General features: G+C 36.4%; 11 protein-coding genes, 1 rRNA gene and 1 other annotated feature. All 12 genes read right to left on the bottom strand.

All coding sequences use genetic code 11. From position 1 onward, the window contains the following. Positions 1-16 precede the first annotated feature (16 nt). Positions 17-308, bottom strand: a binding site (T-box leader). Between the two features lie 11 nt (positions 309-319). The 12 genes from gltX to rrf all read right to left on the bottom strand — a co-directional run bounded on the left by gltX (position 320) and on the right by rrf (position 13,410). Then, entirely contained in the window at positions 320-1,774 is a 1,455-nt protein-coding gene (gene gltX / locus BKP35_RS00070) for a glutamate--tRNA ligase (protein WP_071311358.1), read from the bottom strand. 108 nt (positions 1,775-1,882) lie between these two features. Continuing rightward, complete coding sequence (gene ispF, locus BKP35_RS00065; RefSeq protein ID WP_071311357.1) at positions 1,883-2,365, bottom strand: 2-C-methyl-D-erythritol 2,4-cyclodiphosphate synthase; 483 nt, start codon at positions 2,363-2,365, stop codon at positions 1,883-1,885. After that, positions 2,362-3,054 carry a 2-C-methyl-D-erythritol 4-phosphate cytidylyltransferase gene (gene ispD / locus BKP35_RS00060; protein ID WP_071311356.1) on the bottom strand — a complete coding sequence of 231 codons (693 nt, stop codon included), beginning with the start codon at positions 3,052-3,054 and terminating at the stop codon, positions 2,362-2,364. The genes ispF and ispD overlap by 4 nt, the downstream gene beginning before the upstream one ends. 120 nt (positions 3,055-3,174) lie before the next feature. Then, a complete protein-coding gene (locus tag BKP35_RS00055) occupies positions 3,175-4,263 on the bottom strand; it encodes a PIN/TRAM domain-containing protein (protein WP_071311355.1) in 1,089 nt (362 codons plus the stop codon). 201 nt (positions 4,264-4,464) lie between these two features. Beyond that, positions 4,465-5,541, bottom strand: a complete 1,077-nt coding sequence (gene disA, locus BKP35_RS00050; RefSeq protein ID WP_420534795.1) for a DNA integrity scanning diadenylate cyclase DisA — start codon at positions 5,539-5,541, stop codon at positions 4,465-4,467. Between the two features lies 1 nt (position 5,542). Continuing rightward, entirely contained in the window at positions 5,543-6,916 is a 1,374-nt protein-coding gene (gene radA / locus BKP35_RS00045; RefSeq protein WP_071311353.1) for a DNA repair protein RadA, read from the bottom strand. 400 nt (positions 6,917-7,316) lie between these two features. Further along, complete coding sequence (gene clpC / locus BKP35_RS00035) at positions 7,317-9,740, bottom strand: ATP-dependent protease ATP-binding subunit ClpC (RefSeq protein ID WP_071311351.1); 2,424 nt, start codon at positions 9,738-9,740, stop codon at positions 7,317-7,319. Positions 9,741-9,760: 20 nt separating this feature from the next. Continuing rightward, entirely contained in the window at positions 9,761-10,837 is a 1,077-nt protein-coding gene (locus BKP35_RS00030) for a protein-arginine kinase McsB (RefSeq protein WP_071311350.1), read from the bottom strand. Then, positions 10,837-11,370, bottom strand: a complete 534-nt coding sequence (locus BKP35_RS00025; RefSeq protein WP_071311349.1) for a protein-arginine kinase activator protein McsA — start codon at positions 11,368-11,370, stop codon at positions 10,837-10,839. The genes BKP35_RS00030 and BKP35_RS00025 overlap by 1 nt, the downstream gene beginning before the upstream one ends. 27 nt (positions 11,371-11,397) lie before the next feature. Then, positions 11,398-11,865 (bottom strand): CtsR family transcriptional regulator, encoded by a 468-nt coding sequence (locus BKP35_RS00020; protein ID WP_071311348.1) that lies wholly within the window; start codon positions 11,863-11,865, stop codon positions 11,398-11,400. 126 nt (positions 11,866-11,991) lie between these two features. After that, positions 11,992-12,711, bottom strand: coding sequence for an MgtC/SapB family protein (locus tag BKP35_RS00015; RefSeq protein WP_245741813.1), 720 nt, complete (start codon positions 12,709-12,711; stop codon positions 11,992-11,994). 583 nt (positions 12,712-13,294) lie between these two features. Beyond that, positions 13,295-13,410 (bottom strand): 5S ribosomal RNA (gene rrf / locus BKP35_RS00010). Positions 13,411-13,744 lie beyond the last annotated feature (334 nt).

The following is a 13,744-nucleotide window of genomic DNA, read 5'->3' as shown; positions in this document are numbered from 1 at the left end:
CTCTGTGCCAACTTAGCACAGAGACGCTTTTAGCGCGGTCCCACTCTGTTTGAGTATTATCTACTCCTCTTAACTCGTTAACGGTGAGTACCGCCTATACTTACTTAACTTTGAAAGGAATTTTAAACTCACACTGTACGGAATTTTAAAAAGTCCGGTAATCAGGAGGTTTAAAACTTCCATTTAAAGTTTTTTAGTATAGGACTCAGAGGGGCATTTCAAAAGGTATTTCTTAAGCTGCTTTCAGCCAAGACAGCTCTCTCTATAAAGAAAATACTCCTTTTACTTCTCCTCTTCAACGTTTATCTATTTACTTTTACTAAAGTAAAGCGGTTAGTCTGTTTAAAATAACTTCTTTACCTAATAAGCTGATTGCTTGTGGTAAATCAGGGCCATGCGTTTGCCCTGTAGTTGCTACTCGAATTGGCATAAAGAGCTGTTTTCCTTTTTGACCTGTAGCTTTTTGCGTTGCTTTTGTCGCTGCTTTAATATCTGCTGCATCAAACGATGTTAAAGCTTCTAATTGATTTTTAAATTCAGAAATAACTGCAGGTACTTGTTCTCCACTTAAAACTTCCTTTGCTTCTTCATTATACTCAATATCGGTCTTAAAGAACAACTCTGTTAACTTAATAATTTCTGCTCCATAACTCATTTTTTCTTGGTGTAACAAAATTAAGTCTCGAGCCCAAACTAATTGTTCTTCTGACATGTTCTCTGGCAGTTTACCACTCTCTACTAAGTGTGGCAATGCGAGTTCAACTACTTTTTCACCATCAACCTTCTTCATATATTGATTATTCATCCACTCTAATTTTTGTGTATCAAAAACGGCTGGAGCTTTTGAAACTCTTCCTAAACTAAATTGTTCAATTAGTTCATCTTTAGTAAATATTTCTTCCTCTCCGACCGGAGACCAGCCAAGAAGAGCTAAAAAGTTAACGAGTGCTTCTGGTAAATAACCTAACTCACGATACTGCTCAACAAATTGGATAATTGACTCGTCACGTTTACTCATCTTTTGACGATCTTGGTTTAAAATTAATGAAGCATGCGCAAACTTAGGCGCTTCCCAACAAAATGCTTCAAATAACAACACTTGTCGCGGAGCGTTTGATAAATGTTCTTCTCCACGAATCACATGAGTAATCTCCATTAAATGATCATCAATGACAACCGCAAAGTTGTACATAGGAATACCATCGCGTCTCGCAATAATGAAATCACCAATTCCATCAGTTTCAAAAGAAACAGTTCCTCTAATAGCATCATCAACTACTACTTGTTTTCCCTCTTGAACACGGAAACGAACAACAGGAACTCTACCTTCTTTTTCATAAGCAGCACGCTGTTCTTCAGTTAAATCGCGATCTCTACCACTATATTTAGGTGTTTCTCCACGAGCGAGTTGTTCTTCACGTTCTTTTTCACTTTCTTCTTCACTCATGTAACAGTAATAAGCTTTCCCTTCATCAATTAAAGTTTGAATATACTTTTTATAAATATCTACTCTTTCCATACAACTATAGGGACCATATTCGCCACCAACATCAATACTTTCGTCCCAATCTATTCCTAACCACTTCATGCTTTCTAAAAGCTTTTCTTTAGCTGTATCAACATTTCTTGCTTGATCTGTATCTTCAATTCTAACAATAAATTTTCCACCTTGATTGCGGGCAAATAAATAATTAAAAAGAGCAGACCTCGCTCCACCAATGTGTAAATGCCCCGTTGGACTTGGAGCAAACCGAACTCGTACTTGCTTTGACATATGTAACATCCTTTCGTTTCTTGAGTTTTGAGTTTTGAGTTTTGAGTTTTGAGTTTTGAGTTTTGAGTTCAGTGCTTCGAAGCTTTACTTACACTAACTCATAACTCTTCACTCAACACTCTCAACTAATAAAACAACCGCCTGGGTGGCAATTCCTTCTTCTCTACCACAAAAACCTAGTTTTTCTGTTGTCGTTGCTTTAACATTGACTTGATTTTCATCACCCTCTAGCAAATCGGCAATCCGCTTTTTCATTTCCGGAATATGCGGGGCCATTTTAGGCTTCTGGGCAATAATTGTACAATCAATATTTCCGAGTTTATAGCCTTTTTCCTTAACGATTTCCCAAACATGGGAAAGTAGCTTTGCAGAATCTGCGTCTTTAAAAGTAGGATCAGTATCAGGAAAATGCTTTCCGATATCACCTTCAGCAATTGCTCCTAAGCATGCATCTGCAACCGTATGTAATAAAACATCAGCATCTGAATGACCTAATAATCCTTTTTCATGAGGGATTTCAATTCCACCGATGATTAACGGCCTTCCTTCAATTAATTGATGTACATCATAGCCTTGTCCTATTCTCATCATGATTTTTCTCCTCGTTTCAATCGTAAAATAGATTCAGCAAAAACGATATCCTCTTTCGTCGTTAGCTTAATATTAAAATAATCTCCCATGACAATCGAAGTCGGTTTGTTTAACTTTTCTAATAAACTTGCTTCATCTGTTCCTAAAAATTGATTTTTTTCTGCCCAATTATGCGCCTCTACTATAGTTTGTAAACGAAACGCTTGAGGTGTTTGTGCACTCCATAAATTCAAACGGTCAACGGTATGTGAAATCGTTCCTGCTTCACTTTTTTTGACGGTATCTTTGATCGGTACAGCGAGTATTGCAGCCTGTGATTGTTTTGCTTCCTCAACTAAGTGGTGAATTTGCTCTTTTTTTATAAAAGGACGAGCACCATCATGAACGAGCACAATTCGATCACCATTCAATGCCTTCAAGCCGTTCCGAACACTATGTTGCCGCTCAGTTCCACCTGGTACTATTTTTTTTACCTTGCAAATGTTATATGTAACTGTTAACTGTCGAATTTCTTCGATTTCTTTTTCGTTGGCAACGAGAATAATTTCATCACACCAACTGTCTTCTTGAAAAACTTCCAGTGTATGAATGATTACCGGTTTATTTTCTAAAAGAAGAAATTGTTTATTTTTCCCTAAATTCATCCTTTTACCTTGTCCAGCTGCTGGGATCACTACACAATATTTCATTTAGGACGCTTCCCCCATCACTTTTATCTTTTGACTATGATTATTATAGCGAACTCAAGACAAAAAGGAAACGTCAGGCAAGCATTTTGCCTACCTAACGTTTATATCTAAGCTATAAATTTATAATGCCTTCTCAAGTAGTTTCGGTTTCGCAAAAATCATTCTACCAGCAGACGTTTGAAGAACACTCGTTACAATAACATCAATATGCTTACCGATATAATCTCTTCCACCTTCAACAACGATCATCGTACCATCATCTAAATAAGCAATTCCTTGATTATGCTCTTTTCCATCCTTAATTACTTGTACATGTAATTCTTCACCAGGTAAAACAATCGGTTTAACCGCATTTGCTAAGTCATTAATATTTAGTACAGGAACACCTTGAAGATCACAAACTTTATTTAAATTAAAGTCATTTGTTACGACAAGACCCGATAAAATTTTAGCAAGCTTTACTAATTTACTATCGACTTCTTGAATATCCTCAAAATCACCTTCATAAATTTCAACATTTATTGATAATTCTTTTTGAATTTTATTTAATATATCTAGTCCGCGACGTCCTCGATTTCTTTTTAACACATCAGAAGAATCTGCGATATGTTGTAATTCTTCTAAAACAAATTGTGGGATAACTAAAGTACCTTCTAAAAAACCAGTTTGACAAATATCAGCTATTCGTCCGTCGATAATGACACTCGTATCTAAAATTTTCAATTCGACACCGTGTCTCTCTTTTACCACTTCTTCAATCTCTTTTTTCTTATCGCTTTTTCTCGAAAATAAATTAATTAATTCGTCACGCTTTTTAAACCCAACCTGAAAACCTAAATAACCTAATAATAATGTCAAAAAGATCGGCAAAACCGAGCTAAAAACTGGAATATTAATGGTATTCAACGGTAATACGATTAAAAATGCAACGATTAATCCAAAAATAATCCCCATTGTTCCAAAAAGAACGTCTGTTGCCGGTGCCTTTACTAATTTTTCTTCTACTAAACGAATTAAACCGACAATATAATCTGCAACCCAAAATGAAATTAAATATAATATAAGTGCGCCAATTCCTGCTCCTACGTAAGCATTTGTTGCCCAATTCGGTAAGCCAAAATTTAAAATTTTGATTAGGTCTGGAACATATAAGTATCCTAATGTTCCTCCTAAAAAAACAAAGAACAGTTTTACTACCCATCTCACCATATATTATTTCACCTCCTTTATCATTATAGACAATCAGTAAAATTTGAAACGTAATTTTTAAAAAAATAACGAAATTTTCTATATTTATTAAAGTGTATTCAAATTTTTCATAGTTTAAAAATAACAAAGTCATAGTAGGTTGTCAATTTTAACAAAAGTTTTCATTATAACGTCAATACAATTATACGTCAAGAAATTTCTTTAAATATGTCGATCTATGAATAATTGTTCTTGGATTCGTGATAACCCTTCTTTAATCTTTCTAGCTCTCGCTTCACCAATCCCATCAACTTCATCCAGTTCTTGTATTGAAGCTCTCATAATATGATTAATATCTTCAAACTTCTCAATAAGGTTATCTACAACCAACGGTGGTATACGTGGTATTTTATGGAGTATTCTATACCCTCTTGGATTTACCGTATGCTCGGACAAATTAATATTTTTAGAAAAACCTAATAACTTAACAATAATATTGTCGTCAAGTAATTCATCATTAGATAATTTTTTCAACTGTTTTAAAATATGAAGCTCATCTTGATTTGGATCTTTTGCATAATCTTTAATTAACAGCCTTGCTTCTTTTTCAGTTTTTGAGACAAGTTCTTCTAGCTGCATTGAAATTAGCCTTCCCTCATCACCAAGTTCATTAACATAGTTCAATATTTCACGTTTAATTCTAAGCACCATCTCGACACGATGAATGACTTGAGATACCTCTTGAAACGTAACTAACTCTTCGAACTCGAGTGCTCCTAAGTTAGTGATCCCTTGGTCAAGAACAGATTTATATTTTTCAAGCGTTTGAATCGCCTGGTTGGCCTTTGTTAAAATCACACCAATATCCTTTAAAGAATAACGACACTCTCCTTGGTAAAGAGTTATTACGTTCCTTCTTTGCGAGATTGAAATAACTAAATTATTTGTCTGTCTCGCTACCCTTTCTGCTGTTCGATGTCTTATTCCAGTTTCACTTGAAGCAATTGACGGGTTAGGTACTAGCTGTGTATTTGCATATAAAATACGGTCGCCTTCCTCATTTAATATAATGGCTCCGTCCATTTTAGCAAGTTCATAAAGGTAAGCAGGCGAAAACTCACAATTAATAAAGAAGCCACCATCGACAATGTTCATCATTTCATTGTTATAACCTAATACAATTAGTCCTCCTGTTTTCGCCCTTAATACATTATCGATCCCTGCCCTTAGTGGCGTTCCAGGAGCAACTAATTTTAAGACATCATTAATAAATGCTGTTTTACTACTATGATCCAAAATCTTAACCTCCCATCAAAATATCTAACGCCTCTCTCACCGTTGAGACACCTAACACTTGAATGCCATCAGGGATCGTCCAACCACCGAGGTTTTGTTCAGGAACAATGACACGTTTAAAACCTAATTTAGCCGCTTCTAACACTCGTTGTTCAATTCGCGAAACTCGTCGTACTTCTCCAGTTAAACCTATTTCGCCAATAACAACGTCTGTTTGATTTGTTGGTTGGTCTCTAAAACTAGACGCAATACAAATCGCAACTCCTAAATCTATTGCTGGTTCATCTAGTCGCACTCCACCAGCGACATTTAAATAAGCATCTTGATTTTGTAGTAACATCCCAACTCGTTTTTCTAAAACTGCCATTAATAATGAAACTCGATTATGATCTATTCCTGTTGCCATTCGCCTTGGGTTCCCAAATGTTGTCGGTGAAATTAGCGCTTGAATTTCTACTAATACAGTTCTTGTGCCCTCCATTGAGGCCACGACAATCGAACCGGATGTTGCTTCAGAGCGTTCTTCTAAGAAAATCTCTGATGGGTTTAACACTTCTTCAAGGCCAATTTCTTTCATTTCAAAAATACCTATTTCATTTGTAGAACCGAAACGGTTTTTAACCGCCCTTAATATCCGAAACGTATGATGACGTTCACCTTCAAAGTATAGAACTGAATCAACCATATGTTCCAACAGTCTTGGTCCAGCAATCGCCCCTTGTTTCGTTACGTGACCAACGATAAATATTGCGATTCCTTTCGTTTTTGCAATTCGCATTAAAGCAGCCGTACTTTCGCGAACTTGTGAAACACTTCCAGGCGCAGAAGTTACATCGGCCATATAAACTGTTTGAATAGAATCAATAATTACTAAAGCTGGATTAATCTCTTCAATCGCTTTTTCAATAAACTCTAAATCCGTTTCCGCTAAAACATATAAATTGTCTGAAGTGACATTAAGCCTATCAGCACGAATTTTTGTTTGCTTCACTGATTCCTCACCAGAGATATACAATACCTTATGGTTATTTTGTGCTAGTTTCGCTGACACTTGTAATAGCAATGTCGACTTTCCAATACCTGGGTCACCACCAACAAGAACGAGTGATCCCGGTACAATTCCACCACCTAAGACACGATTAAGCTCAATCATATCCGTACTTAATCTTTGCTCTTGGTCTCTTTCTATCGTTGTTATCGGTTGTGGCTTTTTAGAAGACGAAACTCCTGAAGTGACAAAACCTCGCTTTTTACTTTGTTGCTCTTCAAACTCTTCAGCCATCGAGTTCCAACTTTGACAACCTGGGCATTTTCCCATCCACTTTGTTGATTCATATCCACATTCTTGACATACAAATTTAGTTTTCCTCTTTGCCATAAAAATCCCCTATCTAAAGAAAAGCGCAAGCGCCTTGGTAAGCCCTGAAAAGCGTTGGAGGGCCAGCGACGGTTTATCACCTCTTGAGATGCATCACCGAGTAGATAAACATCGATGGATCGAAACGCTCGAAGGGCTAGGCGCTGGAGCTAGACACCTTTCCAAGTTCAAAAAATTTCACTTTCTTCTTTTTCAAGAAAAGCGCAAGCGCCTTGGTAAGCTTTATAAATATAATCTTATTTCATTTCATCAGCTATATTTTAACATAAATTACAAAAATACTTATAGCATGAAGGGTAAAATTGCCCTTACTTAGTTTTAAGTTAATATTATGCAGTTCTTTCAAAACTAGAGGCTGACATTTATAACTATGCCAACCTCTTTGTTCGATTTGATTTTTCTATTTTGCTTCTACTGTGAATTCTTTATTTTTTACATCTAGCTTTACCTTTTGACCTTTTTGAATATTTCCCTTTAACAACTCTTCAGAGAGACGGTCTTCTACGTGTTTTTGTAATGCACGACGAAGAGGTCGGGCTCCATATTCAGGGTCATATCCTTCATCCACAATTTTTTCTTTCGCCGATTCTGTTAAATCAAACTCTATTTCATGCTCTAACAAGCGCTTTTTTAATGTTTCTGCCATTAATGAAACAATTTCTGTAATATGCTTCTTCTCTAACGAGTGGAAGACAATAATTTCATCGATACGATTTAAAAACTCAGGACGGAAGCTCTTTTTAAGCTCACCCATTACTTTTTCCTTCATATCTTTATATTCTTGACCTTCTGACTGAGTTGTAAATCCTAAGAATTTATTTCTTCTTAATTCACTTGCTCCAACGTTTGAAGTCATAATCACAGCCGTATTTCTAAAGTCAACAACTCGACCTTTAGAATCAGTCAAGCGTCCATCTTCTAACACTTGAAGTAAAATGTTAAATACTTCAGGGTGCGCTTTTTCAATTTCATCGAAAAGAATAACAGAATACGGTTTTCTTCTTACCTTTTCTGTTAGCTGACCTCCGTCGTCGTGTCCAACATACCCAGGAGGCGAACCAACGAGCCTTGATGTTGCATGCTTTTCCATATATTCGGACATATCGATGCGAATTACTGCGTCTTCATCCCCAAAGAGTGTTTCAGCTACAGCTCTTGCTAATTCAGTTTTACCTACTCCTGTTGGACCTAAGAAGATAAATGAGCCAATTGGGCGTTTCGGGTCTTTTAACCCTGCTCTTGCTCGGCGAACGGCTTTGGATACCGCCTTCACAGCCTCATCCTGACCAACTACACGTTTATGCAAGATTTCTTCCATTTTAAGAAGTCTTTCTGTTTCTTCTTCCGCTAATTTAGATACTGGAATCCCCGTCCAACTTGCCACAACTTGGGCAATATCTTCAGTCGTGACTTCTGTATTTTCTTGTCCTTGTTTTTCTTTCCATTCTTTTTTCATTGTCTCAAGCTCTTCGCGTAGTCTTTGTTCACTATCACGTAACGATGCCGCTTTTTCAAACTCTTGGCTTTGAACAGAAGCATCTTTTTCTTTTCGTGTTTCCTCAAGCTTTTGTTCAAGTTCTTTTAAGTTTGGTGGGATCGTATAAGAGCGAAGTCGCACTTTAGAAGCTGCTTCGTCGACTAAGTCAATGGCTTTATCCGGTAAAAAACGATCAGATATATAGCGATCAGAAAGTTTTACCGATTCTTCAATCGCTTCGTCTGTAATTGTGACCCGGTGATGAGCTTCATAACGATCTCGTAGTCCTTTTAAAATTAAGACAGATTCTTCGATTGATGGTTCATCGACTTGTATTGGTTGAAAACGTCGTTCTAATGCTGCATCTTTCTCTATATATTTACGGTACTCATCTAATGTTGTCGCTCCGATACATTGCAGTTCGCCTCTAGCTAAAGAAGGCTTTAAAATATTCGAAGCATCAATTGCTCCTTCTGCTCCACCAGCTCCAATGAGCGTATGAAGTTCATCAATGAAAAGAATGACGTTTCCTGCTTGGCGAATTTCGTCCATCACTTTTTTTAGACGATCTTCAAACTCACCTCTGTATTTTGTACCAGCGACTACGGTTCCCATATCAAGAGTCATTACTCGTTTTCCACGAAGAGTTTCAGGAACTTCATTGGCAATGATTTGTTGAGCAAGACCTTCAGCAATTGCCGTCTTACCAACACCTGGTTCACCAATTAGTACTGGATTATTTTTCGTTCTACGGCTTAACACTTGAATTACTCGTTCAATTTCTTTACTACGGCCAATGACAGGATCTAAACCTTCTTCTTTTGCCATAGCTGTTAAGTCTCGAGCTAAGCTATCTAATGTCGGGGTGTTAACGTTTGAAGCTGCACCTTGTTGGCTCCCACCTGATGTTTCATTACTGCCTAACAGCTGTAACACTTGCTGACGTGCTTTATTTAAGCTTACACCTAAATTATTTAATACACGAGCAGCTACACCTTCACCTTCTCTAATTAGGCCTAGTAAAATATGTTCTGTTCCTACGTAGGAGTGACCTAGTTTTCTCGCCTCATCCATCGATAGTTCAATTACTTTTTTTGCTCTTGGGGTATAATGAACTGTTTTAGACCCTTCTTGGCCTTTTCCGATTAATGTTTCAACTTCATTTTGGATTTTATCAGAACCTAGTCCTAAGCCTACTAATGCTTTAGCTGCAATCCCTTCCCCTTCTCGAATTAAACCTAACAATACATGTTCAGTTCCAATATTGTTATGTCCTAAACGAATGGCTTCTTCTTGGGCTAAAGCCAAAACTTTTTGTGCTCTTTCAGTAAATCTACCAAACATCATAATAACTCCACCTCCACAGATTAGTTAAACTTTTCTATTTCTAAATTTAGTCGTTCTCTTATTAATGCAGCCCTTCGTTCGTCACGTTGATCTGCGGATAAAATTTCACCCGCATATTGTTGTAAAAAGCCCGGTTGTGTAAGAATCATCAGTTCATTTAGGATACTCGCTGATACTCCTTTTAAAATCTTCATATCAATCCCGAGACGAACATCAGACAGCCGTTGGGCAGCTTCTTTAGATTCAAGTGTTCTAGCATATGCTAGTATTCCATACGATCGATACACGCGATCTTCTAAAAGAAGCTTTGAAGATTGAAGTAACATTTCTCTCGCCGCTCTCTCTTGGTGAATAAGTTGAAGCACAACCCCTCTAAGATCTTCTACGATATCTTCTTCAGACTTTCCAAGAGTAATTTGGTTTGAAATTTGAAAGAGGTTTCCTAAAGCTTCGCTACCTTCCCCGTAAATTCCTCTTACAACGAGTCCTAATTGATTAATGGCGGGTAAAATTTTATTTAATTGCTTAGTAATGACCAGCGCAGGTAAATGCATCATTACCGATGCTCGTAACCCTGTACCTACGTTCGTTGGACAGCTAGTTAAATATCCTTTCTTTTCATCAAAAGCATAATGTAATTTACTCTCAAACCAATCGTCAATCCCACTTGCTAAAACAAGACCTTCATTTAATTGAAACCCTGAGAATAAACATTGTATTCGTAAATGATCCTCTTCATTCACCATAATACTAAGGGATTCATCTGAACTTAATAAAACAGCACCCTTTTTAGACTCATCCGCTAGCTGTGGGCTAATGAGATGCTTTTCGACTAATACCTTTTTTTCAATAGGTTTCATATCATCCATTTCAAGAAGTTCAAACGGACCATACTTATCATATTTCTGCTCTTCAAAATGTTCTTTAACTTGTTTGACAACTAAGTTAGCTTCTTCAGTCGTTGCAATAATTGGAAACGAATAATTTTTTAAGTTTCGCGCTAAGCGAATTCTACTGCTTAAAACGATGTCTGATTCAGAGCCTTCATTTTTCATCCAAGGGCTAATTGCCTCACTAATAAATTTTTCTAGTGACATCAATCTTCCCCCCCACTTTGTTCAGCTAATTTCTCTAAAGCTCGTATTTCATCTCTTAACTTTGCCGCTTCCTCAAACTCTTCTTTAGAGATGTGTTGTTGTAACTGTTTTTTTAATTGTTCAATTTGACGTTGCAACTGTATATCAGTACCAATTCTTTTTGGAATCTTTCCTATATGAACGGTATTACCACTATGAACCCTTTTTAACATTGGATCCAGTTTAAGGTTAAACGTTTTGTAACACTCTGCACAACCAAACCTGCCAGCACGTGCAAATTGGTGAAAGCTCATTCCGCACTTTTTACATTGCTGTTCACTTTGAAGCGACCGACTTGGAGAGTTTTGTATCGGTTGTTCAAAGTTTAGTAAGCCAGATAACAGTTGATGTATCGAAAAACCGTTTGAACCTGGCAAATATTCACCTTTTTCTCTAGCACATTGATCGCATAAGTGGATTTCCATTTTTTCTCCATTGAGAATTTTTGTGAAATGTAGTGTTGCTTCTCTTTTGTTGCATTCATGGCATAACATAATACTGAACTCCCCTCCTCAATTTAATCATTGGTATTTATACTTCAGTGTAGAGATAATTGCCCTTAATATATTTGCTCTTAGTTGATCACGATAAGGTAGTTGGACATTCAATACTGAACGGTCAATAGTACTATGAATAATGTCGGCTTCTCTTTTTGTAATTACTTTTTCATCATAAAGGCGATATAAAATATCCTCACCACCACTTTGGGATATTTTATCACCTATAAGAGTCAGCATTTGATCAAATAATTCTGCTTTATTATGAGCTTTTATTTTAATAATTCGAATGAAGCCGCCGCCACCACGCTTACTTTCTACTAAGTATCCTTTTTCAACAGTAAACCTAGTACTAATTACATAATTAATTTGAGAAGGAACACATTGAAACCGCTCGGCTATTTCACTCCGCTTTATTTCAATTAGATCACGGTCACTGTCATTCATAATGCTTTTTAAATAATGCTCAATGATATCAGATACATTTTTCACCAAATCCCTCCTCTCATTACTATATGTTTGACTTTGACTATATTTGACTTTGTTTTTATTATATCCATTTTATCGAATTTTTCAACTATCTGACACTCATTATTGCCATCTCATTTTTTTTAATTCCTATAACGAATATACTTTATGAACTTGTTTCAATTTATATAACTCGTCAATCGAGGTTAGTTTTACTTTTTCGTTTGGATAAAGAACTTTTAGCTGATATCTTAATAACTCTTCTTTTTCAGAGGTATTGTCCCTCTCGACCATCACCTTTTTTACTTTCACTTTATGTTGTTCAAAAATATCAATGATTGAAAGTAAGGTCGTATCTTTCGGTTCCGCATGAATAACGATTGACTCAAGTTCACTTTTTTTTCTAACTCTAAAAAATGATTCGTCTACTTTATTTAAAAAGATTAAGCTTAAAATGACGATAAGCGTTGTGAATAGGCCCGCAATATACATACCAGCACCTACTGATAATCCTATACCCGCTACAACCCAAATTGAAGCAGCTGTTGTTAAGCCACGAACTGTATAACCTTGAACTAAAATCGTTCCAGCCCCTAAAAACCCAATTCCACTAACCACATATGCCGCTAAACGTGACGGATCAAAGTTAACAAATTCCGGGTTAGCTTCCATGTAAGTTTGAAAACCGAACATTGATAATAACATGATTAAACATGCACCTACACATACAAGCAAATGCGTCCTAAAACCTGCCGGATGTTTATTATATTCTCTTTCAAACCCAACAAGTCCACCTAGTGCTGCTGCGATAACTAACCGAAACATAATAGTTGTTGTTTCATCTGTAAAAATTGTTTGGATAATGTCCACTATAACCACCCCTGTTACTTATTTCATGATCGTTTAGTTATTATTTGTTTGATTTGACTACGGATAGTGATTAGTAGTAAAAGACCCCTACTTCAACCCGAGAAAGTAGGGGATTAATTATTTTAAAACATTATATGCTTGTATATCGAGCATTATAATATATTTACCATCATATGCCTTGAATCCTTCTTAGTTAGCAAATTTAATTGATAAGTAATATTGAAGTATATGTAAATATTCATGTTTAATTACGTTGATAAAGGGAGTAACACAGGAAATACATGCTTTATAAAAGAGGTATGCAAAAATAATCGGATAAACGCAAAAGGAAACGGTGAGATTGCAAAATTATCTTTTTTTGCAAGTAAATCGGGGATGATGACAAAATTATTGGATTATCGCAAAAATAATCTTATTAACTCAAAAAACATCGCTCAATAAATGTTTTTTTCTTGCACCTTTGCGACGAGGAAGCCTACTGCGAAGCAAACCTAGGAGACGCAGGGACAGCTTCACAGATTATTGTAGTAACCATTAATTCTTTATAACTAAAAAAACACACTCCGATTGGAATGTGTTTTTCACCTAGCAACGTCCTACTCTCACAAGGGGAAACCCCTAACTACCATCGGCGCTGAAGAGCTTAACGATCGTGTTCGGCATGGGAACGAGTGTGACCTCTTCGCTATCGCCACTAGATTATTTAGTTTTGAATTATGAGTTTTGAGTGTTGAGTTACTTGTAAGCGTCTCTTGGAGGCTCACTAGCATCAATCTTCATATCCATAATTCATTGAAAGATTGTTCTTTCAAAACTAGATAACATACATAATTAAGTTACTTGAGTATTTCATTCATTTCATTTTTGAGCTTCATCTTTCGATGTTTGTGTTTTGCTTCTTTGAGGTACTTTCATAACTCAAAACTCAACACTCTTCACTCAAAACTTATTTTTAGGATAAGTCCTCGACCGATTAGTATCTCTCAGCTCCACGTGTCGCCACGCTTCCACCCGAGACCTATCAACCTCATCA

The sequence above is a fragment of the Anaerobacillus arseniciselenatis genome, assembly GCF_001865995.1.
In the GTDB taxonomy this organism is placed as follows: domain Bacteria; phylum Bacillota; class Bacilli; order Bacillales; family Anaerobacillaceae; genus Anaerobacillus; species Anaerobacillus arseniciselenatis.
Note: the sequence above shows the minus strand (reverse complement) of the source record. Positions and strands in the feature narration are given on the sequence as shown.